26 protein-coding genes are annotated in these 22,953 nt (G+C 72.1%); 14 read left to right on the forward strand and 12 right to left on the reverse strand.

The features are described from left to right. Positions 1-9: 9 nt before the first annotated feature. The 5 genes from M1P99_RS15790 (at position 10) to M1P99_RS15810 (ending at position 5,709) form a co-directional block, all read left to right on the forward strand. A complete protein-coding gene (locus M1P99_RS15790) occupies positions 10-1,167 on the forward strand; it encodes an ABC transporter ATP-binding protein (protein WP_304453386.1) in 1,158 nt (385 codons plus the stop codon). A gap of 32 nt (positions 1,168-1,199) precedes the next feature. Beyond that, positions 1,200-2,465 (forward strand): PotD/PotF family extracellular solute-binding protein, encoded by a 1,266-nt coding sequence (locus M1P99_RS15795; RefSeq protein ID WP_304453387.1) that lies wholly within the window; start codon positions 1,200-1,202, stop codon positions 2,463-2,465. Positions 2,466-2,469: 4 nt separating this feature from the next. Then, a complete protein-coding gene (locus M1P99_RS15800) occupies positions 2,470-3,324 on the forward strand; it encodes an ABC transporter permease (protein ID WP_304453388.1) in 855 nt (284 codons plus the stop codon). Further along, a complete protein-coding gene (locus M1P99_RS15805) occupies positions 3,321-4,166 on the forward strand; it encodes an ABC transporter permease (protein ID WP_304453389.1) in 846 nt (281 codons plus the stop codon). The genes M1P99_RS15800 and M1P99_RS15805 overlap by 4 nt, the downstream gene beginning before the upstream one ends. Before the next feature lie 118 nt (positions 4,167-4,284). After that, positions 4,285-5,709 (forward strand): FAD-binding oxidoreductase, encoded by a 1,425-nt coding sequence (locus M1P99_RS15810; protein WP_304453390.1) that lies wholly within the window; start codon positions 4,285-4,287, stop codon positions 5,707-5,709. 344 nt (positions 5,710-6,053) lie between these two features. Here M1P99_RS15810 and M1P99_RS15815 read toward each other — a convergent pair whose 3' ends face one another. From M1P99_RS15815 to M1P99_RS15855, 9 genes are all read right to left on the reverse strand, one after another. Next, positions 6,054-7,631, reverse strand: coding sequence for a polyamine aminopropyltransferase (locus M1P99_RS15815; RefSeq protein ID WP_304453391.1), 1,578 nt, complete (start codon positions 7,629-7,631; stop codon positions 6,054-6,056). Between the two features lie 29 nt (positions 7,632-7,660). After that, a complete protein-coding gene (locus tag M1P99_RS15820) occupies positions 7,661-8,089 on the reverse strand; it encodes a DUF350 domain-containing protein (protein ID WP_304453392.1) in 429 nt (142 codons plus the stop codon). A 45-nt stretch (positions 8,090-8,134) separates the two neighbouring features. After that, a complete protein-coding gene (locus M1P99_RS15825) occupies positions 8,135-8,425 on the reverse strand; it encodes a hypothetical protein (protein ID WP_304453393.1) in 291 nt (96 codons plus the stop codon). A gap of 69 nt (positions 8,426-8,494) precedes the next feature. Beyond that, on the reverse strand, positions 8,495-8,809 hold the full coding sequence (locus M1P99_RS15830) for a hypothetical protein (RefSeq protein ID WP_304453394.1): 315 nt from the start codon (positions 8,807-8,809) through the stop codon (positions 8,495-8,497). A gap of 18 nt (positions 8,810-8,827) precedes the next feature. Then, complete coding sequence (locus M1P99_RS15835; RefSeq protein ID WP_304453395.1) at positions 8,828-9,340, reverse strand: DUF2617 family protein; 513 nt, start codon at positions 9,338-9,340, stop codon at positions 8,828-8,830. A 7-nt stretch (positions 9,341-9,347) separates the two neighbouring features. Then, a complete protein-coding gene (locus M1P99_RS15840) occupies positions 9,348-9,950 on the reverse strand; it encodes a DUF4178 domain-containing protein (protein WP_304453396.1) in 603 nt (200 codons plus the stop codon). A 179-nt stretch (positions 9,951-10,129) separates the two neighbouring features. Then, positions 10,130-10,984 carry a sulfurtransferase gene (locus tag M1P99_RS15845; RefSeq protein WP_304453397.1) on the reverse strand — a complete coding sequence of 285 codons (855 nt, stop codon included), beginning with the start codon at positions 10,982-10,984 and terminating at the stop codon, positions 10,130-10,132. Between the two features lie 51 nt (positions 10,985-11,035). Beyond that, positions 11,036-11,458, reverse strand: coding sequence for a hypothetical protein (locus M1P99_RS15850; RefSeq protein WP_304453398.1), 423 nt, complete (start codon positions 11,456-11,458; stop codon positions 11,036-11,038). Positions 11,459-11,462: 4 nt separating this feature from the next. After that, on the reverse strand, positions 11,463-11,825 hold the full coding sequence (locus M1P99_RS15855) for a hypothetical protein (RefSeq protein ID WP_304453399.1): 363 nt from the start codon (positions 11,823-11,825) through the stop codon (positions 11,463-11,465). A gap of 315 nt (positions 11,826-12,140) precedes the next feature. Between M1P99_RS15855 and M1P99_RS15860 the strand changes: the two genes are divergently transcribed. Beyond that, on the forward strand, positions 12,141-13,052 hold the full coding sequence (locus tag M1P99_RS15860; protein ID WP_304453400.1) for a DUF4352 domain-containing protein: 912 nt from the start codon (positions 12,141-12,143) through the stop codon (positions 13,050-13,052). A gap of 16 nt (positions 13,053-13,068) precedes the next feature. On the opposite strand, the gene M1P99_RS15865 is transcribed toward M1P99_RS15860, so the two are convergent. Further along, the gene (locus tag M1P99_RS15865; protein WP_304453401.1) at positions 13,069-13,506 is read right to left on the reverse strand and encodes a hypothetical protein; all 438 of its coding nucleotides are present in this window, start codon (positions 13,504-13,506) and stop codon (positions 13,069-13,071) included. A 153-nt stretch (positions 13,507-13,659) separates the two neighbouring features. Between M1P99_RS15865 and M1P99_RS15870 the strand changes: the two genes are divergently transcribed. From M1P99_RS15870 to M1P99_RS15895, 6 genes are all read left to right on the forward strand, one after another. Then, positions 13,660-15,153 (forward strand): NAD(P)H-hydrate dehydratase, encoded by a 1,494-nt coding sequence (locus tag M1P99_RS15870; protein ID WP_304453402.1) that lies wholly within the window; start codon positions 13,660-13,662, stop codon positions 15,151-15,153. A gap of 83 nt (positions 15,154-15,236) precedes the next feature. Further along, positions 15,237-15,479: a type II toxin-antitoxin system prevent-host-death family antitoxin gene (locus tag M1P99_RS15875; protein WP_304453403.1), complete on the forward strand. Its 243-nt coding sequence runs from the start codon at positions 15,237-15,239 to the stop codon at positions 15,477-15,479. Continuing rightward, complete coding sequence (locus M1P99_RS15880) at positions 15,476-15,736, forward strand: Txe/YoeB family addiction module toxin (RefSeq protein ID WP_304453404.1); 261 nt, start codon at positions 15,476-15,478, stop codon at positions 15,734-15,736. Before M1P99_RS15875 ends, M1P99_RS15880 begins: the two co-directional genes overlap by 4 nt. Before the next feature lie 353 nt (positions 15,737-16,089). Next, entirely contained in the window at positions 16,090-17,115 is a 1,026-nt protein-coding gene (locus tag M1P99_RS15885) for a DUF3592 domain-containing protein (protein WP_304453405.1), read from the forward strand. 166 nt (positions 17,116-17,281) lie between these two features. Beyond that, positions 17,282-18,367, forward strand: a complete 1,086-nt coding sequence (locus M1P99_RS15890) for a DUF3592 domain-containing protein (protein ID WP_304453406.1) — start codon at positions 17,282-17,284, stop codon at positions 18,365-18,367. Between the two features lie 15 nt (positions 18,368-18,382). After that, the gene (locus tag M1P99_RS15895; protein WP_304453407.1) at positions 18,383-19,327 is read left to right on the forward strand and encodes a hypothetical protein; all 945 of its coding nucleotides are present in this window, start codon (positions 18,383-18,385) and stop codon (positions 19,325-19,327) included. 15 nt (positions 19,328-19,342) lie between these two features. On the opposite strand, the gene M1P99_RS15900 is transcribed toward M1P99_RS15895, so the two are convergent. Together M1P99_RS15900 and M1P99_RS15905 are read right to left on the reverse strand one after the other, a co-directional pair. Further along, entirely contained in the window at positions 19,343-19,837 is a 495-nt protein-coding gene (locus tag M1P99_RS15900) for an NUDIX hydrolase (protein WP_304453408.1), read from the reverse strand. Next, positions 19,834-20,511, reverse strand: a complete 678-nt coding sequence (locus tag M1P99_RS15905) for a TetR/AcrR family transcriptional regulator (protein WP_304453409.1) — start codon at positions 20,509-20,511, stop codon at positions 19,834-19,836. Before M1P99_RS15905 ends, M1P99_RS15900 begins: the two co-directional genes overlap by 4 nt. 95 nt (positions 20,512-20,606) lie before the next feature. On the opposite strand from M1P99_RS15905, the gene M1P99_RS15910 reads away from it, so the two are divergent. Beyond that, positions 20,607-21,563, forward strand: a complete 957-nt coding sequence (locus M1P99_RS15910) for a hypothetical protein (RefSeq protein ID WP_304453410.1) — start codon at positions 20,607-20,609, stop codon at positions 21,561-21,563. After that, positions 21,563-22,849 (forward strand): isoprenylcysteine carboxylmethyltransferase family protein, encoded by a 1,287-nt coding sequence (locus M1P99_RS15915; protein WP_304453411.1) that lies wholly within the window; start codon positions 21,563-21,565, stop codon positions 22,847-22,849. Before M1P99_RS15910 ends, M1P99_RS15915 begins: the two co-directional genes overlap by 1 nt. Positions 22,850-22,953 lie beyond the last annotated feature (104 nt).

Below are 22,953 nucleotides of genomic sequence, written 5' to 3' on the forward strand. Positions count from 1 at the left end.
TCCGACGCCATGGCCACCAGCACCACGAGTCCCACGTCCGAAGCGCCGCCCGCCACCGAACCGGCGGTGAGCCGGTCCGCCATCACCCTGAACGGGGTCGTCAAGGCCTTCCGCTCCGGTCCGGAGACCGTGCGCGCGGTCGACGGCGTGGACCTGGCCATCGAGGCGGGGGAGTTCTTCTCCCTGCTCGGCCCCTCCGGCTGCGGCAAGACCACCACGATGCGCATGATCGCCGGGTTCGAGGAGCCCACCGAGGGCACCGTCCTGCTCGAAGGCAAGGACGTCACCGGGGTGGCCGCCAACCACCGCGACGTCAACATGGTCTTCCAGAGCTACGCGCTGTTCCCGCACATGAGCGTCGCCGACAACGTCGCCTTCGGGCTCCGGCGCCGACGGGTCCCCAAGGACCAGATCCGCGTCCGGGTCGCGGAGATGCTCGACCTCGTCGAGCTCGGACACCGTGCCAAGCACCGGCCCACGCAGCTCTCCGGCGGCCAGCAGCAGCGGGTCGCCCTCGCGCGGGCCCTGGTCAACCAGCCCAGCGCCCTGCTGCTGGACGAGCCGCTCGGCGCCCTGGACCTCAAGCTCCGCCAGTCCATGCAGGTCGAGCTCAAGCGCATCCAGCGCGAGGTCGGCATCACCTTCGTCTACGTCACCCACGACCAGGGCGAGGCACTGACGATGTCGGACCGCATCGCGGTCATGAACGAGGGCCGGGTGGAACAGCTCGGCACGCCCGCCGAGATCTACGAGCGGCCGGCCACGCGGTTCGTCGCCGACTTCATCGGTACCAGCAACCTGGTCCGGGGCGTCGTGAAGGCCCGGGCGGGCGACCACTGGAAGGTGGAGGTCGCCGACGGCGCCACCGCCCTGGTCGCAGAGCTCCCCGACACCGTCACCACCGGAGCGCACATCCACCTGACCGTGCGGCCCGAGAAGATGCGCATCGGCACCGACGCTCCCGGAGGGGACGTCAGCCGGGTCCCCGGGACGGTCACCGAGACCGTCTACATGGGCTCGTCCACGCACTACCAGGTGGACATCGGCGGTGGCGAGGAGGTCACCGTCTACCAGCAGAACGCGTCCGGCTCGACCCTGGTCGCCCAGCGCGGCGAGTCCGTGTGGCTCTCCTGGCGGCCCGAGCACTCCTTCGCACTGTCCTCCTGAGCATCCCCCAAGACCACGTAGGGAACGACGACATGAGCAACCGCCCTCGCCCCAACATCAACTCTGCCCTCCTCAGAGGCCTCACGCGGGCCCGGCGCTCACCGCTGGTGCTGCCCGGCATGACCCGCCGCCGCACCCTGCAGGCGGGCGGCGCCGCGGCCGCCGCGCTGGCCCTGTCCGCGTGCGGCGTCGGCGGCCAGCAGCGCGACCCCGCCGCGAGCGGGGACTACTGGGCCGACAAGGAGCGGACCGGTTCCCTGCGGTTCGCCAACTGGCCGCTGTACATGGACTCCGAGCGCACACAGCTCCAGCAGTTCACCGAGGCGACCGGCATCGAGGTCGACTACAAGGAGGACGTGCAGGAGGCGGCGTCGTTCTTCGGGCAGATCCAGCCCCGCCTGGCCAACGGCGACGACACCGGCTACGACCTCATGGTGCTGCCCAACGGCTTCGAGCTCGCCAAGCTCATCGAGCTCGGCTACCTCGTGCAGCTGGACCACACCAAGCTGCCGAACTACGCGGAGTACGCGGGCGAGACCTACAAGAACACCGCCTACGACCCCGGGAACCAGTACACGGTGCCCTACACCTCGGGTATCACCGGCATCGCCTACAACCCGGAGTACGTCGACCGGGAGATCACCAGCATCGCCGACCTGTGGGACCCCGCGTTCGAGGGCAAGGTCGGCATGATGGGCGACGCCCAGGAGATCGCCAACTTCGGCCTCCTGCTCAACGGCGTCAACCCGGCCGACTCCACCCTGGAGGACTGGGAGGCCGCCGCGGAGAAGCTGCGCGAGCAGCGCGACGCCGGCATCGTGCGCGCCTACTACGACCAGGACTTCATCCAGCCGCTCACCAACGGCGACCTGTGGATGACCATGGCCTGGTCCGGCGACATCTACCAGCAGAACGCCGAGGAGGGCACGAACCTGAAGTTCATCGTGCCCGACGAGGGCGCCACGCTGTGGACCGACAACCTGATGATCCCCTACACCTCGCAGGCGCCGGTGGACGCCATCGAGCTCATGGACTTCCTGTACGACCCGGAGATCGCCACCGGGCTCACGGAGTACATCGCCTACATCACGCCCGTCCCGCACGCCCAGGAGGTCATGGCCGAGTGGGCCGACGCCGAGGACGGCAGCGAGCGCGGCGAGGCGCTCCGCGAGATGGCGGAGAGCTCCCTGGTCTTCCCGACCGAGGGCGACTACCAGAAGCTCCACAACTACGTGAACCTGGAGGCCGACGCCCAGGAGGAGTTCGCCTCCCTCTTCCACGAGATCACGCAGAGCTGAGCCCATGAGGAACCGAAAGATCACGCCCTACGCGCTGGTGCTGCCGGCGTGGGCCTGGCTGGCGCTGTTCTTCGTGGTGCCCATCGGCGGGATGCTGTCCCTCTCGCTCACCACGGGCAACGTCATCACCGGGTTCCAGCAGAGCTTCGCGGTCGGCAACTACGTCGACGCCGTCAGCACCTACTGGGAGCAGATCCTGCGCTCCCTGTTCTACGGCGCCTGCGCCACTCTGCTGTGCATCGCCATCGGCTACCCGATGGCCTACTGGATCGCGTTCAAGGGCGGACCGTACAAGTCCACCTACCTGCTCCTGATCCTGCTGCCCTTCTTCGTCTCGTTCGTGCTGCGCACGATCTCGTGGCGGTTCCTGCTCTCCGACAACGGCGTGGTCCTGGGCCCGCTGAAGTCGATGGGACTGCTGTCGGAGGGCTTCGCGCTGCTCAACTCCGCGCCCGCGGTGATCCTGGGCCTGGCCTACAACTTCCTGCCGTTCATGGTCCTGCCGATCTACGCGGTGCTGGAACGGATGGACCCGCGGATGGTGGAGGCCGCCCACGACCTGTACGCGGGCCGGTTCCAGGCGTTCGTGCGGGTGATCCTGCCGGTCTCGCTGCCCGGTGTGTTCGCCGGCGTGCTGATGACCTTCATCCCGACCAGCTCCGACTACGTCAACGCGTCGGTGCTCGGCGGCACGCACAACACGATGATCGGCAACATCATCCAGACGCAGTACCTGATCAACAACAACTACCCGATCGCGTCGTCGATCACCTTCGTCCTCATGGGCCTGCTGCTGATCGGCATCTTCAGCTACGCACGGGCCCTGGGAACCGAGCGCGTCATGGAGGTGCACGCGTGAGCACCGACGTCCTGACACCAGCGGCGGCGCCGGGCACCCCGGCGGAGCCGCGGCGGGCCGCACGCGGGCGCCGCCGGATCGACTGGGGCCGCTACTACACCTGGGCCGTCCTCGCCTGGCTGTTCCTGCCGATCCTGTTCATGGTCGCGTTCAGCTTCAACGACCCGGCCGGGCGGCACAACATCACCTGGCAGGGCTTCACCCTGCACTGGTACGAGAACGCGTTCGCGTACCCGGAGCTCAACGAGGCCATGTTCAACTCGGTGAGCATCGCGCTGCTCACCATGCTCGTGTCGGGCGGGCTGGGCACGCTGCTCGGTCTGGCCCTGGGCCGGTTCACCTTCCGGGGCAAGCAGCTCACCAACCTGGTGATGTTCGCGGCGATCAGCGCCCCCGAGGTGGTGCTGGGCGCGGCACTGCTGTCGACGTTCCTGATGATGGGCATCACCACCGGCTACTGGACGACCGTCGTCGCGCACGTGATGTTCTGCGTGTCGTTCGTGGCGATCACCGTGCGGGCCAGGGTCATCACCCTCGACCCGCAGCTGGAGGAGGCCGCCCAGGACCTCGGCGCGGGCCCCTGGACGACGTTCCGCCTGGTGACGCTGCCGATGCTGTTCCCGGCGGTCATGGCGGGCGGCCTGCTGGCCTTCGCCCTGTCGATCGACGACTACATCATCACCACGTTCGTCAGCGGCGACGTGACGACGTTCCCGCTGTGGATCTGGGGCACGACCCGGGTGGGCATCCCGCCCCAGGTCAACGTGATGGGAACACTGCTCTTCCTGGTGGGTGTGATCCTGGCGGTGGTCAACATCGTCATGGCACGCCGCCGGAGGTAAGAGGGACCCCTGGGGCGCGGTCCGGCACATCCGTCCGTGCCGGACCGCGCCCCGCTCTGCTGCATCCGTGCCCGCCGGTCCTCGGCGGGCGCGGCCACGACGAGACGGAGTGATACCCATGGCCGACGGAGCCGCCGCGCGAGCGGAGAAGGCGCTGGAGGGCGCCCGCCCGAAGGTCTTCTGGCTGGACCCCGACGTGCCCGGACACGACGTGCCCGAGCCCGCCCCCACCCTGGTCGGCGACGTCCACACCGACCTGGCGGTGGTCGGAGCCGGGTTCAGCGGGTTGTGGACGGCCCTGATCGCCAAGGAGCGCGACCCCGACCGGGACGTGGTGGTCGTGGAGGCGCGCACGGCCGGGTGGGCGGCCTCGGGCCGCAACGGCGGGTTCTGCGCCGCCAGCCTCACGCACGGATACGAGAACGGGCTCGACCGCTGGCCGGAGGAGATCGCCGAGCTGGAGCGCCAGGGCCTGGCCAACCTCGACGGCATCCAGGAGGCGGTGGAGCGCCACGGGATCGACTGCGAGTTCGAGCGCACCGGCGAGCTGCTGGTGGCCACCGAGCCGTGGCAGGCGGAGGGCTTCGAGGAGGCCGCCCGGTCGATGGCCGAGCACGGCGCGACCGCGCAGGTGTGGGACGCCGAGCGGGTCCGCCGGGAGATCGACTCGCCCACCTACGTCGGCGCGCTCTACGAGCCGGAGGGCGTGGCCATGGTGCACCCGGCCAAGCTGGCCTGGGGCCTGCGGGCCGCGTGCGAGCGCCTGGGCGTGCGGTTCTTCGAGAACTCGCCCGTGCGCGCGATCCGCTCGGTGCCCGTGGGCCTGCGCCTGGAGACGGGGCAGGGGGCTCTGCACGCGCCCAAGGTCGCCTGGGGGACGGGGGCCTTCCCCGGCCCGCTGCGCCGGCTCAAGCACTACCTCGCCCCGGTCTACGACTACGCGCTGATGACGGAGCCGTTGAGCGACGAGCAGATGGCGTCCCTGGGGTGGAAGGGCCGCCAGGGCGTGGGCGACGCGGCCAACTTCTTCCACTACTACCGGCTGACCTCCGACAACCGGATCCTGTGGGGCGGCTACGACGTCGTCCACCACTACGGCGGCAAGGTGCGCCCGGAGTTCGACCAGCGCCCGGAGACCTTCCAGAAGCTGTCGGAGCACTTCTTCGAGACCTTCCCCCAGCTGGAGGGCCTGCGCTTCACGCACACGTGGGGCGGGGTCATCGACACGTGCAGCCGGTTCTCCGGGTTCTTCGGCACCGGCTACAAGGGCCGGCTGGCCTACGCCGCGGGCTACACGGGGCTGGGCGTGGGGGCGACCCGGTTCGGCGCGCAGGTGATGCTGGACCGCCTCGACGGGCTGGACACCGAGCGCACCCGGCTGCGGATGGTGCGGGAGAAGCCGCTGCCCTTCCCGCCCGAGCCGGTCCGGTCCCTGGGCATCGAGCTGACACTGCGGGCCACGGCCGCGGCCGACCGCAACGGCGGTCGGCGCAACCTGTGGCTGCGCGGCCTGGACGCGGTGGGCCTGGGCTTCGACAGCTGACCGAGGGCGTGTCCGGCGGATACGCGCCCCGCTGGGCGACGAGCGGCGTCCACCGGACACGGCCTGGGCGGAAAGTCTCGGTAAGGGGATCTCCGCGCCCTACGGGCAGCGGCGTGGCGTTCGCGCCGTTGGGGTGGTCTGAGTCAGGATGGACCAGGTCACGGGCGGTTCGAGGGTGCCGGGCCGTGGCCGTTCCACCTCGCACGGAGCCACCGCGTGGCCGCCCACCGGCCCAAGTTCCCAAGGCCGCGCGGTGTTCAACCCGGCCCCGTCCCCGGATTCCCGGGGGCGGGGCGCGCTCGACGGGAGCCGTTCGGCCCTGCCGGTGTCAGCTGGAGCGTGCGCTAGTAACCGCGCCAGCCGTCCTTGTGGTAGTCGATGATGCGCGGGTGCATCAGCGTCGACTCCTCGACCTCGCCCACGTCCTCGCGGCGGTCGCGCGGGAAGACCTGCGCGGCGGCGAGCAGTTCCTCGTCGAGGAAGCGCAGGTCCGGTACGTCCTCGGGAATGTCCAGGGCGGGGGCGGCGCCCGTGGCGGCCAGGTAGAAGCCCCAGTTCCCGAACGACGGCACGTCCACGTTGTACGGGGTGGCGGCGAACCCGGCCCCCTCCAGGGAGTGGCCCACGCTCCAGTAGGCGTCCGGCGCGAAGAACGGCGACCCGGCCTGCACGACCAGGCGGCTCCGGTCCGCCATGGCGTCGGCCACGAGCGAGTAGAACTCCACCGAGTACAGCTTCGAGGTCCCCACGTCCTCGCCGTCCGGCATGTCCGCCACGACGACGTCGAAGTCCTCGCCGTTGGTACGCAGCCACTGGAAGGCGTCGGTGTTGACCACCTCCACGCGCGGGTCCTCGAACGAGCCCTCGTTCAGCGCGCTGATCACCGGGTCCGTGGACGCCAGCTCGACGACGGCGGGGTCCAGGTCCACCAGCGTCACCGACGCCACGTCGTCGTAGGCGAGGATCTCCCGGATCGCCAGACCGTCGCCACCGCCCAGGACCAGCACGTTCTCGTGCGGTCCCGCCATCGCCGGGTGGACGAGCGACTCGTGGTAGCGGTACTCGTCCAGGGTCGAGAACTGCAGGGACCCGTTGAGGAACATCCGCACGTCCTGGCCGTCGAGCGAGCGGGTGACCACGATCTCCTGGTACTCGGAGCGCTCGGCGTGCACGATCGGGTCCCGGTACAGGGCCTGGCGGGCGTCCACCTCGAACCGGTCGGCGTACACGTACGCCAGGGCCAGCACCGCGACGATGACCGCCAGACCGATGCTCAGGCCGGCGTAGGCGAGTTTGGTCAGCTCCGTGCGGAACAGCCACAGCACCACCGCCACACCGACCACGGCGTTGAGCGCGCCCACCATCAGCGCGCCCTTGGGCAGGCCCAGCAGCGGAAGCAGCAGGAACGGGAACGCCAGCCCGCCGATCAGGCCGCCCACGTAGTCCGCGGCGAACAGGTCCGCGACCGCCTCGGAGGCCTCCTGCTTGCGGATCCGCTGGATCAGCGTCATCAGCAGGGGGATCTCCATGCCGATGAGCAGGCCGATGACGAAGGACAGCAGCACGAGCGCGGGCTGGTAGGCGGAGAACCAGGCGAACGCCCCGTACAGCAGCAGCACGGACAGCCCGCCGACCAGGGACAGCAGGCCCTCGATCACCGCGAAAGAGACCGCTGGGCTGGCCTGGAACCGCTTGGACAGCAGGGAGCCCACCCCCATGGCGAACACCATCACCGACAGGACCACGGAGGCCTGGGTGATGGTGTCGCCGAGCAGGTAGCTGCCGATGGCCACGAGCGCGAGCTCGTACACCAGGCCGCAGGCCGCGCAGACGAAGACCGCCAGCAGGACGAAGAACCTGGCCGCTCTCGGCGGAACCGGGAGCCGGGTCCCGGGCCGGGTCCGGGTGGTGCTGTCAGTCAACTCGGATGCCTTCGGGTGGAGTCGGTCGATCAGGTGAGGGCCGCGGCGACGACCATGGCGGTCGCCACGTGCGCGGCGGCGCTCACCCAGCTCGCCGGGTGCGGTTCGGGGCTGCTGATCATGTGGGCGATCTTGGCGGGCGAGAGGAGGTCGATCAGCAGGAACGACAGGGCCATGACGCCCAGGCCGATCAGGCCGTAGACGCCGGTCGAGAGCAGCCCGGCGCCGAGGCCGATCTCGGAGTCACTGGAGAGGATGGCGCTGGTGACGACGATGGCCGAGCCGAGCGTGTTGGCGCACACGAGCAGTACGGCGTTGCGGTTGCGCTGCTCCCAGATGAGCTCGTGCATTTTACCGGGGGTCAGCAGGTCGGTGATGACGTAGCCGAGGACGAGGATGAGGATGCCCACACCGCCGTAGGCGAGGGCCGCGAGTGCGTTGAAGAGGATCTCGTTCATGGTCCAGTTCGAGGTGTCGGGGGTCGGGGGAATCGATGGCGGGGGCTACTTGCCGAAGCCGGTGCCGCCGCCGCGGTAGTCGCTGCCGGAGCCGGAGTTGCGGTTGCTGCCGCCGCTGCCGCCGAAGAAGAAGAACCCTCCGCCGGAACTCGACGAGCCTTCGCACTCGTCGTCGTCGTAGGTCGGGTCGCTGACGTAGTCGTCGTCCGGGCAGTAGCGATTGTTGTCATCATCGCAGGCGCTGAGCAGGGCAAGGACCAGGAGGATGGCGCCGATGATGGCGACCACCGTGATCCACTTCTTCCTGCTCTCGCTCGCGTCCTCGTGCTCTTTCACTCGGTTCTCTCACTGGTGGGGGAAGGGATGCTGTGGGCTGTGCCGGGATCGGGGCCCCGACGGGGAAGACTACTTTCCGAAGCCGGTGCCGCCGCCGCGGTTGTCGCTGCCGCTCCCGTTGCTGTTGGAGCCGCCGCCACCACCGAAGAAGAAGAAACCGCCACCGCCGCCGCTCCGGCGGTCATCGCAGTCGTCGTCGGTGGGCGAGGGTGACGCCGGCCACGACGAGGTACCCGTACCGTCGGTCGAGCTCGTGCCTCCGGTCGCGCTGGTCGAGTCCCTGGAGCGCTCGCAGTCGGAGCCGCCGTTGCCGCAGGCGGTCAGGGACAGGGCCAGGATGAGAGCGCCGCCGATGAGGGCGCCGTGCCGGGCGGTGTCGGCCATGGTCGGCCTCCTTGGGGGTCATGACGTCACGTGTGCCGTGGTCGTCACCAGTTCTCCACTCTGCGGATAGGCGTGCCAGGTGCGCCAGTGGAGGTTTCCCCCGCTGTCGGGGGTCAGGTGCAGCGCGGTGACCGAGAGCGGGTCACCGGGGAAGGCGACGAGAAGACCGCCGGGGGCGTCGGCCACCTCGCGGTGGAGCCGTTCCACCCGGCGGGTGAGCGCGTTGCGCGACAACGACTCCACGAGGGAGTCGAAGCGGTAGTCGCCGACGCCGCGCAGCGGGCGGTCGGCGTTGTCGGGGAGCCTGCCGGGCAGCCCCGGCAGGCAGGCCACCGTCTCCACCAGCGCGCCCCCGTCCGACTCCGGACGCACGACCACCTGGTGCGAGGCCCCGAGAACCCGCAGTTCGACCCGGGCGCCGGGCACCTCGACGGCGCGGACGGCGAGGGGGTCGATCAGCGGGTGGTCCAGGGTCCAGACCAGGTCGGCGGCCCGGGTGTCGACGAAGGGCGTACTGATGCTCGCGCGCACGGACCGATCAGCTCCCGGGGTAGATCGTGAAGCTGCCGGGCAGGATCTTCGTGCCGGTGCTGGCCTCCCAGCCGCCGTGGTCGAAGCGTTCGAAGGAGAGCATCCGGCCGTCGGCGGACTCGTAGTCGGCGTAGTCGCAGCCGCCCTCGGCCTTGAGGCCGGTGGTGCCCTCGGAGCGGTAGGCCGCGGTACCCCGCTCGTCGAGCTTGTAGGTGACGCCCTCGAACTCCAGGGTCTTGGAGTGCGGGGTGAGCTCCACGTCGGGTCGGCCGGTCCACAGGGACAGCTGGACGTCGGGGTCCTCCTCGACGGTCAGCCAGCGCTTGCCGCCGTCGACCTCCAGGAAGTGCTCCGACCAGGTGTAGCCGCCCTCGGCCAGGCGCAGGGTGCCCCGGATCCAGGTGCGCTCGGTGCCCCAGTCGATCATGTCGCCGGCCTTGATCGTGCGGGGGTCGCCGGTGGTGTCCCCCTCGGAGGCGAAGGGGTCCTTCGGGGAGGGAGGCGGGGGCGGGGCCTGGCGTGCGTTCCGCTCCTTCTGCTTCTGGATCAGCATGCCGACGAGGGCGCCGATGAGGAGTACGGCGCCGAGCAGTATGAGTACGGTGACCAATGTTCCTCGTTTCGCGGGGGCTCACCTGGACATGTCGCGGCCCGGGGCGTGGGGCCCGACGAGCGTGCGGCCGCTCGGTGAGACGTTCGGTGTGGGGTTTCGGTTCCGCCCGGTTCGGTGCGGGGCCGGTTCCGGCCAGGTCGGCGGGGTGGGGGAACGGGGTGGACGGGCCCCGGCGGTCAGGCCCGGCCGGGGTCGCCGGTCTCCACGGGCAGGGAGGTGTCGGCGCCCCAACGGCTCCAGGACCCCGGGTACAGGCGCGCGCCGGCGTACCCGGCGTGCTCCAGGGCCAGGAGGTCGTGGCAGGCGGTGACGCCCGAGCCGCAGTAGGCGGTGATGGACGCGGCGGAGTCCGCGCCCAGGTCGGCGAAGCGGGTGCGCAGGGCCTCCGGGGCGGCCAGGAAGCCCTCACCGTCGAGGTTGTCGGGCCAGGCGGCGCTGCGGGCACCGGGCACGTGCCCGGCCCGGGCGTCGACGGGAGCGGGCTGCTCCCCGGTGAAGCGGCCGTGGACGCGGGCGTCCAGCAGCAGGGCCGCGCGGTCGCCGGTCGCCGCCCGCACGGTGTCGGTGTCGGCGAAGCGGTCGGCCGGCCACGGCAGGGGAGTGCGCTCGACCGCCGTCGCGGCGCCCTCACCCTCCTCCATCGCGCCGTCCCAGGCCTGGAGGCCGCCGTCGAGGATGGCCGCGGGAGTGCCCAGCACGCGCAGCAGCCACACCAGGCGCGCGGCCACGGAACCGCCGGCGTCGTCGTAGACCACGACCTCCGCGTCGTCGCCGATGCCGAGCCGGCCCAGGGCGGCGGCGAAGCCCTCGGGGGAGGGCAGCGGGTGGCGGCCGCCCTCGGGGCTCGCGGGCGCAGCGAGGTCGGCGTCCACGTCGGTGAACACGGCGCCGGGCAGGTGTCCGGCGCGGTAGGCGTCCCGTCCGGAGCGGCCGTCGAGGTACCAGCGGGAGTCGACGAGGACCACCTGGTCGCGGTGGTCGCGGAGCCAGGCGGCGGAGACGGCGACCGGGAGGGTCAGGGTTTCGGACATGGTCGCCACCCTAGTACCGGACGCGGCGGCTCGGGGAGAGGTGGGACCTGGTCAGCCGTGGTCCATGCGGTGAACGCGCATGATCCACCACAGGCCGAGGACCGGCAGGACGAGGGGGACGAACAGGTAGCCGCTGCCGAAGTTCGACCACACGGTGTCGTCGGGGAAGGCGCCGGGCGCCAGGACGCTGGTCACGCCCACCGTCAGCACGCCGACGAGTTCGATGGCGCACGAGACGAACGCGACGCCGCGCGAGGTCCGCCCGGCGCGGGCCAGGCCGACGGCGGCGACGAGGTAGATGATCCCGGCGAGCAGGGACAGCCCGTAGGCCAGCGGGGCCTCGTCGAAGCGGGTGGCGAGCTGGTAGCCGCCCCGTGCGGTGGCGGCGAGGGCGAACACGGCGTAGACGGCGACGAGGAGCCGCCCCGGCCCGGTGCGCAGGGTCCGGTCGGCCGGGGCCGTGGTGTCGGACAACGGGTCAGACAACGGGGTTCCAGAGCTGTTCGAGGCGGACCATGAGGACGGGCAGGACCAGGCAGGCGAACGCGATGACGGCGGGGCCCCACTTGCTGCGCTCCATGAAGCCCCACACGGCGCAGGCCGGGGGCAGGAGTACGACGGTGGCGAGGTAGGAGACGAACATCGCGGTCTGGTCGGGGCGGTCCCCGCCGGCCATCGCGACCGCGGAGGCGACGGCCTGGCCGATCACCAGGAGCCAGAGCACGGCCATGCCGACGAGGTGCGGGACGACCATGGGCTGGTTCCGGAAGGTCGAGACCAGGCACCAGCCGGCCATGCCCAGCGCCGCCATCTGAATCGTCATGGTCAGCCAGTCGACCACGCCGCCTCCACCGGAAAGTCGCGACGTCCCGCCCGTGGCGGCGGAACACCTGTCTACGACAAAGCGTAGTACAACCTGCAACCGTGATCGTCCGGCCTTCGGTCATGCCCGTGAACTGGGAAGACCCGCGGTGCGGCTGATCGCGCCCAGGAGCAGAGCCGTGGCCGCGGGCGCGATCTCCTCTGCCGGCCGCCCCACGGCCCCCGGCGGCACGACCGAGCGCGAGGATCGGTTGAGCGTCCGGTTCGCCAGGTAATGTCTGTTCGGTCCGGCGAGTCCCCCACGCCCCCCGTCCCCGAGCCCCGGAGCACGCCCGTGTCCTCTCCCCAGAACCCGTCGGGTCCCCAGGAACCACCCTTCGGTCCGCCCGGTGGGCAGCCCCCCTACGGCCCGCCCGGGGGACAGCCGAACTTCGGTCCCCCTGCCGGCGATCCGTACTACGGTGCGCCCGGTGGCCAGCCCCCGTACGGGCCGCCCGGCGGTGACCCGAACTACGGTGCGCCCGGTGGGCAGCCCCCCTACGGGCCGCCCGGCGGTGACCCGAACTACGGCCCGCCCGGTGGCCAGACCCCGTACGGCCCGCCCGGCGGCCAGCCCCCCTACGGCCCGCCCGGCGGTGACCCGTACTACGGTGCGCCCGGCGGCGATCCGCACGGTTCTCCGTACGGCGCACCGCCCGAGCAGGGCATGTCCACCGGCGCCAAGGTCGGTCTCGGTGTCGGCGGCGGTTGCCTGGTGATCCTCGTGGTCCTCGTGGTCGCCGGCTTCCTGATCGGCCGGAGCGCGCTTTCCCCGGAGCCCTCGGCGCCGCCGTCCGCCGCGGAGCCGTCGGCCCCGCAGGAGGGCACCGACGCACCGGCCGAGGAGGAGCCCGAGGCCGCCGACAGCGGTGTCGCCATGACCGCCTCGAACGCCGGTACCACGGGAGACACCCTGGACCCGGAGGCCGTGTACACCGTCATCGACGTCACGATCGAGAACGGCTCGGACGAGGGCGTCGAGGTCAATCCGCTCTACATCACCGCGACCCTGGACGACGGATCGTCGGTGAACGACTGGGGCGAGACCCTGTTCGCGGACATCGAACTGATCGAGTCCGGCACCCTCGCCCCCGGCGACACCGTGTCGGGCCAGATCGCCCTGGTGGGCGAAGTCGACGTCACCCAGGTCGAGCTGCAGCCCGTGTTCGGTTCGAACGATCCGGTCGCCGTCGCCGAGGTCTCCTGACCCACCGCCGTTTCCGTCAGCCCTCCGGGCGCCGGGGCCAGACGAGGATTTCGGCCTCGGCGCCCGTCAGGTGGGCGTCGGCCTGCCCGAACTGGGCCACGCTCACGCCCACCGACGCCCCGGGCGCGAGCACCCCCTTCCACGTGTGGGTGAACCGCCCGTGCCCCGTGGCGTGCACGGCGCTGTTGGCCGGGCGTTCCCTCCGGGCGGGCGCCCCGTCCGCGCCGCCGGAGGCGAACTCGACCGCCCGGAGCTGGACTTCGGTCCCGGGCGTGATGCCTTCCAGGACCACGCCCACGCAGAGGTCGTACAGCACCTCGTGGGCCGCGGCCGGTTCCACGAGCGCCGAGACGCCGGTCGCGCCGCCGCCGGGGCGGTCGAAGCGGACGTCCTGCCAGCGTCCGGGCAGGAGGGTGAGACGGGTGGCCAGGGCGCGGGCGTGATGATCGGGCATGGCGGTGTCCTCGCGGTCGGTCGGTGGGCGGGCCTGGCGCCAGCATCGACCCACGAGCGCGCTGAGGCAATCACCTGTGGAGTCCGTGTCCGCCCGTCCCGGCGCGCCCGGTGTGCGGCACGATGGAGGCGCACCCACCCCGGGAGGTCCCACATGGAATCCGCGCACTCCGTCAGCGTCGTCCGTACAGCCGAACACGCCCTCATGGCACGCGTGCCCGAGGGGACGCTGATGCGGCGGGCCGCGACGGGCCTGGCCGGGCAGTGCGCCCGGCTGCTGCCGCGCGTGTACGGGGCGAACGTCGTCCTGCTGGTGGGGAGCGGGGACAACGGCGGGGACGCGCTGTACGCGGGCGCGTTCCTCGCCGCGCGCGGTGCGGCCGTGCGTGCCCTGCTCGCCGGGAACGGCGCCCACGAGGGCGGCTCCGCGGCCCTGCGGGCGGCCGGAGGCCGGATCCACCGCTTCACGGACGCCACGGCCGACGACACCGAGCTGTTCGACGCCGACCTGATCGTCGACGGCCTCCTGGGCATCGGCGGGCGCGGCGGGCTGCGCGAGCCCCACGCCGTCCTGGCGCTGCTGGCGGAGAACTCCCCGGCCCCCGTGGTGGCGGTGGACCTGCCCAGCGGGGTGGACGCCGACACAGGAGAGGTCGGCGGTGCCGCCGTCCGCGCCGACGTCACCGTCACCTTCGGCACGCACAAGCCGGGACTGTTCGTGGACCCGGGCGCGGGCCGGGCCGGGCGGGTGGTGTTCGTGGACATCGGGCTCGCCCCCGAGCTGCCGGGTGCGGCCGCGGTCCGTCCACAGGCTGTGGACATCGCCGCCGTGCTGCCGACCCCCGGTCTCGACTCCGACAAGTACCGCCGCGGGGTCCTCGACGTCCGGGCCGGATCCGACCAGTACCGGGGCGCGGCCGTGCTGTGCGTGGGCGGTGCCCTGCGCACGGGTGTGGGCATGGTCCGCTACGGCGGTGCGCAGGAGGCGGTCGACCAGGTGCTCGCCCGCTGGCCGGAGACCGTGGCCAGCGTGCACGACCCCCAGAGCACCACCGACCTCGCCCCCGGGCGGGTCGCGGCGGTCGTCATCGGTCCGGGCCGCGGCACGCACCGTTCCAACGCCGACGAGCTCCGCGCCGTGCTGGAGAGCGACCGGCCGGTGCTGGTCGACGCCGACGGGCTCACACTCCTCAGCGGCAGCGGCGGCAGCCCGCTCGCCGACTCCGTGCGCGAGCGCGACGCGCACACCCTGCTGACGCCGCACGCCGGGGAGCTCGCCCGGCTGCTCGGTGTCGAGCGCCGGGGCGTCGAGGCTCGGCGGGCCGAGTACGCCGCACGCGCCGCCGAGGAGTTCGGGTGCACGGTGCTGCTCAAGGGTTCCACCACGGTGATCGCGCAGCCGGGGGTTCCCTTCGCGGTCAACCCCACGGGAACGCCCCTGCTGGCCACCGCGGGGACGGGCGACGTGCTCTCCGGGGCGGTCGGCGCCCTCCTGGCCGCCGGGTTGCCCGCCTACGAGGCCGCCATGTGCGGCGCCTACCTGCACGGGCGCGCGGCGCACCTGGCCCGCGACGGCGCGCCGATCAGTGCGAGCGACCTGCTGGACGCCCTCCCCCTCGCCGTCACGGAGGTTCTCCGAGCGGGCTGACGCGGTGCGAGGCTGGCCGCGCCACGACACCGACGCGGGACGTTCAATATCTTGTACGCGCCTACGGAGGGGTTTCAAGAACCATGACCTACTCGGAATCACGTGCCAACTACGCGGCGACACTGGATTCCGTGGTCGAGGACCGAGAGGAAGTCGTGATCACCCGAGCGGGCCACGAACCGGTGGTCATCGTCTCCTTGGCTGAGTACGAGTCGCTGCGCGAGACCGCCTTTCTGCTGAGGAGCCCGGAGAACGCGCGTCGCCTGGTGACCGCCATCGAGCACCTCGAAGCCGGTCACGGCGTGGAACGGGACGTCGTCGAGTGAAGATCGTGTGGGCCGAATCCGTCTGGGAGGACTACGTCTGGTGGCAGGGCCAGGATCGTACGATTCTCAAGCGCATCAATGCCCTGCTCAAGGACATCGACCGGCACCGCAACGACGGCATGGGGAAGCCCGAACCACTGCGTTACGGGTTTCAGAGCTACTGGTCCCGCCGGATCACTGACGAGCACCGCCTGGCGTACAAGATCGCGGGGGACGAGATGCGTGTCGCCGCCTGTCGCTACCACTACGGGAAGTGATGTTCGGTCCGGGCTGAGGTTCGTCCACATGGTGGGCGGGTCCGTCGCCGCCTGACCAAGGCCGGCCCGGGAGCCTGTGGAAGGGTGGGACCCCATCCCCTGATCGAACAGGCATCCCCTATGCCCCCAACGTCCCCGGCGTGCGCCACCACCTCCCGTTCGACCGGCCTCCGGACGGGCGGTGGCCGGTGACCCGGAAACGCAGGTCCAACAAGCCCAGGCCGACGCCGGAGTGGCGACTGAAGAAGATGCGGGAGCGCACCGCCCCGGCGCCACTCCCGGCTTCTCACCGGTCACACGCCACACGGTCCCCGCTCCGAAAGCAGGAGCCGGATCCCCGGATGTGGTGTGCCGTGGCCCAAGGGCTGGGCGCGGCCGTTCTGGCCCTGGCCCTCTTCTCGGTCATGGGAGGTCTGCTGCTCGGCGAGCTGGCCGAGCCCCGGGTCCGCCACGCGGCCCTAGCCGAGCACGGGGCGGTCGCCGAGGCCGTGGTGGTCGGGGCGGTGGACGAGGAACCGCTGGTCGAGTTCGTCACCGACCGGAACCAGCCGGTGCGAACCACTGCTTCGGGGCGCTTCGCGCACGACGGCGCTCGCGAGGTGGAGGTCCGCTACCTGCCCTCGGACCCCGACACGGCCATGGTGAGCGGCCATCGGCTGATGCCCTGGGGTCTGGTGCTCTCGGTGGGGGGCGCCGCGGCCGTCGGCTGGGCTCTCGCCGTGGTGTGGCACGAGCGCAGGAACAGCCCCGCCCAGAGGTGGCGGCGGAAGCGGGAACGGCAGACCGTCCTGCCGGTCGCCAGGTGGGCGGTTCCGGCCGTGCTGATGCTCGGGGCCTCCGCGGGCTGCTTCCTGTGGCCGTTCGTCGCCATCCGGTTCGGAGCCGTGGACGTGGCGGGTGTGTACCTGTGGTCGGGTGTGGGCACGGCGGTCCTCTCGCTGGCCCTGGGCACGGCCTGGAGGGCGGTCGTGCGCCACGCCGACCGTGGGCAGGTCCGTCGTCGGGGCGGCCGCAAGCGCCCGGCCGGAGTCCGGAACCGGGCCCTGACCTACAAGGCGCTCGGCCGGGTGACGCTGACCCTGCTGGTGGGATTCGTCTCGGTCGTACTCGTCCGGGGGATCGTGCTGATGAGCGACATGATCGCTCCGGACCCGGTGCTCGGGACCGACGCCGAGGTGGTCGAAGTACAGAACTCCTCCCGTGGTTGCCGTGCGGTGGTCCGGGTCGCGTACACGTTCGACGGGCTGGAGTACGAGCAGGGTTACCGGGTCGGCTGCTCCGACAGCCGTCGCCTCCGGGACGTCGATGACGTCCGGATCGGTGTGAGCGCGACCGATCCCACCCGGATCCGTCCCCTGGAGGAAGGGGACAGGCGCTGATGTCCGCGGGGTCGGGCCGTCGTGGGGGCCGTCACGCGGTCCGGGAGTTTCGGCACCTGTGGCAGGGTGGAACCCCGTTCCACCACCGAAAGGGCCTCCCCCGTGCCCCGACCACCACAGTCAGACCGGCTCTTCCTGCGTTCGACCCCGTGCGCCGGAGGGCCCCGTGGAGGCGCCTGACCAGGACGTCGTCGAGTTCACGGAGCGCCTGCTGGACGACAGGTCCCGGAAGGCGCCCCCTGGGCTCGCCTGGCCGTCTGTCCTTCTCACCGGGTTCTTCTCCGTGCTCCTCGGCGCCGTGCTCGGAATGCTGACCGGACAGGCGTTCGAGCACACCCTGAAGCAGATCGCCTTCGCCCACGACGCGGTCCGGGCCGAGGCCACCGTCCTCGCCGTCGTCGACGGGGAGGCGCGGGTGAGTTTTCGGGCCGAGGGCGGCGCGGAGGTGGTCTCGGACCTTCCGGGTGCCTACAGCCACGCCGACGGCCGCGAGGTGGAGGTGCTCTACCTGCCCTACGCGCCCCGGCACGCGGTGGGGATCGACGACGAGTGGCGCCCGTGGGCACTCCTGCTGCCGTTGGGGCTGGTGTCCTGTTGGGTGGTCCTCGCTCACCACCGGCTCGGTGTGCGCGCGGAATGGTTCTTCCTTCGGGTCCGCAGGCACGTCAAGGGGCCTCCGGAACAGCCCCGACGCGCATGGCCGCTCGTGGTCCTCGGCGGTGTCCTGGCGGTGGGGGCGGTGGTCCCCTCCCTGTGGCTCCTGGCCGCCCACGACCGGACCGCCCTGCTGGCCGATGCGGTGCCGTTGCCGGCACTGATGCCCGCGGGCGCGTGCGCGGTCAGTGCGGTCGTCGTCCTGGTCCGAGCCGCTTATCGGTACGCGAAGGCCGCTCCGGTGCGGCGGTTCCCCCGTGTATTCCGGCTGCTGCCATACGGGGTGGGACGGGCGGTCGGCGGTGCGTTGCTGCTCGTTCTGGTCGTGTCCTTCGGGTTCCGGTACGTCTCGGCGCACCAGGAGCCGGAGGATCCGGTGGAGGGCATCGCCCAGGTGGCGGGCACCGAGTCCCGATGCAGGTTCCGCGGGCCCTGCGAACCGTACGTCGTGCTGCGGTACGAGGCCGACGGGATCGCGTATGAGACCGCCATCCGTGCCAGGACCGGCGAGCTCCGTGACCTCGGTGCCGATGACACCCTGGAGGTCCGCTGGGAGGCGGACGATCCGGCCGAGGTGCGTCCGGCCGAGGAGCCGTGACCGGACCGTGGGAGGGTGGTACTCCGTTCCCCCCTCGGACAGGCATCCCCCGTGCTCTTCCCCTGGTCGATCCACCCGGTCGCCGTCGCCGCCCTGCTGGCACTTCCCCTCGCCCTCTGGCTGGAGTTCCGCCGCATCGCCCGCGACCGGGCCGAGGACTGGCGGGAGGACGTCCCCCGTCGGCTGCGCCAGACCCTGGTGGCGTCCACCATGGGCTGGTCCTACGCGCGCTGGTGGCTGGCCACCGGCGGCATTCTGCTGGTGGTGGTCCAGTTCGAGGCGGTCACCCTGGCCAAGATCACCACGGCCCTTCCCGTGCTGGTGTGGGGGCTGGCGGGGACGCCGGGCGGGCAGCTCGACATGCACCGCAGGGGACGCGACCCCGACCGGCGCTTCGACCCCCGGCACCCGGACGCGCCCCGGCCCCGGCCGCGGACCCTGCGCAACCGGCCCCTGACCATCGCCGGGTGCCTGCTCGTCGCTGTGCTGCTGTGGTGCACGTTCTGGCTCGGAGCGCAGATCCCCCGCGACGTGGAGAGCGCGGCGGACGGGGCCAGGGCCCTCGGGATCCTCGTCGTGCTCGTCGCCCTGCCGTGGATCGGCGGCCAGGTCCTGGGGGCGAGCCTCTTCTCCTGGATCCGGCTGGACGGCACGCACGTCACCGTCCAGGGCGGCGGGCAGCGGCTGTCGATCCCCGTCGAGCTCATCGACGAGGTCGAGGCCGACCGGGGCGTGCGGGTGCGGATGGTGGACGGCCGGGAGAGCTCCGTCCTGCTGCCCCGAGGGCCGGCCGGAGCCGAACGGCAGGCGGCCGAGCGGATCCGGGCGTTCGCCCACGAGGTTCGCGCCACTCTCCCCGAGGGGCCGTTGTACCGCGACACCGCGACGCACTCCGGCTCCGACGCGGGCCTGTGGCAGGTGTGGCTGGGGATCTCGGTGTACCTCCTCAGCCCCCTGTGACCCGAGCCGGTGCGGTCAGGGCGAGGGCGCCGGCCGGGCGGCGGCCAGGCCCAGGCGCACGATGTCGGTGATGAAGTACTCGCCCGGGTCGCGGTGGTCGTGCAGCCGGTCCACCAGCGACTCGTCCACCCACATGTACTCGGTGTGCTTGTCCGGCTCCAGCCGGGGCGCGGACAGGTCGCCCTCGACGCGGACCAGGTAGTCGACCTCGTGCCTGGTCAGCCCGTCGCCCGGGTCCCAGTCCAGGCGGTACAGCTCCGCGACCACCTCGGCCAGTCGCCAGCCGGTCTCCTCGGCGACCTCGCGGGCCAGTCCCTCCAGCATGGTCTCGCCCGGTTCGACGTGCCCGCCGACGATGTCCCAGCAGTGCGGGAACACCTTGCGGGTGGGGGAGCGGCGCTGGGCGAAGATCCGGCCCCCGGGGTCGGCGATGATCGCGCCCGCCACGTGGGCGCGGCCGTCGGAGGTGTCCGGGAACTCGATCCCCGGCGCCACCGTGATGCCCGTCATGCGTCCTCCTCCTCGTCGTCCGTCGGCCACCCTACGGCGTCGTCGCGCCGCCCCCACGCGGGCAGCCGGAGGGTGATCAGCTTCGCGCGCGGCGACAGCACCTGGGCGAGCTCGAACACGGCCTCGGTCCGCGAGTGGTCCTCGTCCAGGACGGAGAACAGGTTGACCCCCAGGTAGAACGTGATCGCCCCGTAGGCCACCTCGCGGGCGGGCAGCATCCGCCCGAGCGCCGAACCGCCCAGGACGCGGTTCCACTCGCCCTCGATGAAGGCGATCCACGGCTCGGCGCGGTCGCGGATCTCCGGGCGCAGCTCCGGCTTGGACACCGCGGCCGCGACCAGCTCGGTGAACTCCGCCATGTACCCGCGCTCCAGGTCGGTCCGGTAGATCTCGGTCGCCGCCTCCACCAGCTGCTCGAACGTGCGCGCCTTCGCGGTGAGCTCCCGGTACATCGCCAGGCGTTCGGTGCTGGAGCGGTCCAGCGCCGCCAGCAGCAGCTGGTCGACGCCGCCGAAGTGGTAGAAGACCAGCGCCGAGTTGGCCTCCGCGCGCGTGGCGATGGCGCGCGCCGACGCCCCGGAGTACCCCTCCTCGCGCAGCGTCGCGGTGGCCGCCGCGAGCAGCCGCTCCCTGGTCTCCTCACTCGTGCGCCGTCCGCCGCCGCCCTTGGCCATCGAATCCCCACCCCTTGCTCTCCGGTCGTGGTTCATCATACGGTTTAATCAAGTGATTAAACCAGGTGGTTCAAGCATGTGATGAAGGAGCGCCCGTGGAGACATCCCCCGAACCGGAGCGGCCCGTGGGTCCGCGGGAGCGCTGGCTCCTCGCCGCGATCGTCGGACTCGTGTTCGCCGGACTGGTGGTCCTGCGCATCACCAGCTGGGGCGGCCTGGACCAGACCGCGCTGTTCTACCTGGGGCTTCCCGCGACCATCGCGCTGCTGATCGTGTTCACCGCCCGACCCAGGACCGGCGTCGGCGCGGCCATGGCGGTCACCGCGCTCGTGCTCGCCATGGCCGGGCCCCTGCTCGCCGAGGGCATGGTGTGCCTGCTCCTGGCGGCACCGCTGATCTTCGGGGTCGTCGCCCTGGTCGCCGCGCTCTGCTCCGCCATCGCCCGGGGCGCCTCCGGATCACGGCACGCCCTGCTCTTCGTGCCCGTGCTGTTCGTCCTGACGCTGGAGGGCGTCGGGGGCACCACGATCCTGCCCAGGCAGGACCAGGGCACCGGTGAGCGCGTGATCGACGCCCCGCCGTCCCAGGTCGCCGCCGCGCTGGCCGCGCCGCCGGAGTACGGCGCCTTCGAGGCCCTCTTCCTGCGCGCGGTCCCCTTCCCCGAACCCGTCCGGGCCACGGGCGAGGGCCTGGACGTCGGCGACACCCGCGTCGTCCACTTCACTCCGCGTACCACCCTCGCGATCGGGGACGAGCCCACCCCGCGCCGCATGGAACTGGTGGTGGTCGAGAGCAACGTGGGACCCGACGGCGGCCGGGTGGTCTTCGACGTGGTCGAGGACACCGCGTTCTCCGGCTGGATGGACATGCGCCGCGCCGAGGCGGCCTGGTCGGCGGCCGACGGCGGCACCCGGCTCGGCTGGGCCATCGACTACGAGCGCACCTACGAGCCCTCCTGGTACTTCGGTCCCCTCCAGGCCTACGCCACCGACCTGGCCGCCGAGTACCTCGCCGCCACCTTCGAGACCACCGCGACGGAGGAGGCCCGGTGATGCCCGACCCCGAACTCCACACCACCCTGGTCCGCGGCCTGGGCCTGTTCGTGCCCCTGGCCGCGCTCGTGGCCCTGGGCGCCTGGCGGGCGCCGTCCCGCCGCGAGACCGCGGCGATGATCGTCTCCGGCGCCTGGGCCCTGCTCACCCTCGTGCCGCTCAACCTGCTCGCCCTGCGCGTGGGCTGGTGGTCCTTCCACACCGACGGTGCCGTGTGGCTGGGGATGCCCATGGACCTCATGGTCGCGTGGGTCATCCTCTGGGGTCCGCTGCCGGCCCTGCTGCTACGCGTGCTCCCCGTCCCCCTGCTCACCGCCCTGCTGGTCTGGGTCGACATCCTCCTCATGCCGCTCGCCGCGCCCGTGGTGGACCTGAGCCGGCTGTGGCTGATCGGGGAGTTCGCCGGAGCGGCCGTGTGCCTGATCCCCGCGCTGCTGCTCGCGTACTGGACCCGCGAGGGACAGCTCGTCCACGCGCGCGTGTGGGCCCAGGCCGGGCTGGCGTTCGGGCTGATGGTCGTGCTGCCCGTGCTCGTCCTCGGTGCCGTCCCCAGCGGCTCGACCCTGTTCGCCGGCGCCCAGGCCGTCGCCCTGGCCGGGCTGCCGGGCCTGGCCGCCGCACGCGAGTTCGCGCGCGTGGGCGCCGGAACCCCGCTGCCCTACGACCCGCCCGTCCACCTGGTCACCAGCGGCCCCTACGCCTACCTGCGCAACCCCATGCAGACCTCGATGGTCGCCGTCTACGTCGTCCTCGCCGCGCTGCTGCGCGAACCCGCGCTGCTCCTGCTGGCCCTGAGCGCGCTGATCTACGGCGCCGGGTTCGCCGACTGGCACGAGGACGGGCAGTTGCGCGCGGCGTTCGGGCGCCGGTGGACCGACTACCGGTCGGCCGTGCGCCCCTGGCTGCCCCGGTGGCGGCCCTGGCCGGAACGCACCCCCGGTGTCCTCTACGTCGCCGCGGACTGCGCCGTGTGCCGGGGCGTCGGCGCCTGGATCGCCGCCCGCTCGCCCGTCGCCCTGGACCTGCGACCCGCCGCCGAGCACGCCGAGGTCCTCTACCGCCTCACCTACGAGGCCCCCGACGGCTCGCGGTGGAGCGGAGTGTCCGCCGTCGCCAGGGCCCTGGAGCACCTCCACCTGGGGTGGGCGCTCACCGGCTGGGCCCTCGACCTGCCCGGTGTGCGGCACTTCGCCCAGGTCTGCGCGGACGCCTTCGTCGCCGGTCCACGGCCCTCCCGCGCCCCGCGGTCCGAGGGCGAGGCATCCGGAACGGGGGAGCGCGTCTGAGGCACCGCCGCGGGCGGGCCCGGACACCGCCCGCCGCGGCCGCGTCCCGCGCCGTTATGCTCGGTCGGGGGCCGACCACCGGCCCCCGACGCCTTCACCCCCCG

Origin of the sequence: Nocardiopsis sp. YSL2 (assembly GCF_030555055.1) — a bacterium.
GTDB lineage: Bacteria > Actinomycetota > Actinomycetes > Streptosporangiales > Streptosporangiaceae > Nocardiopsis.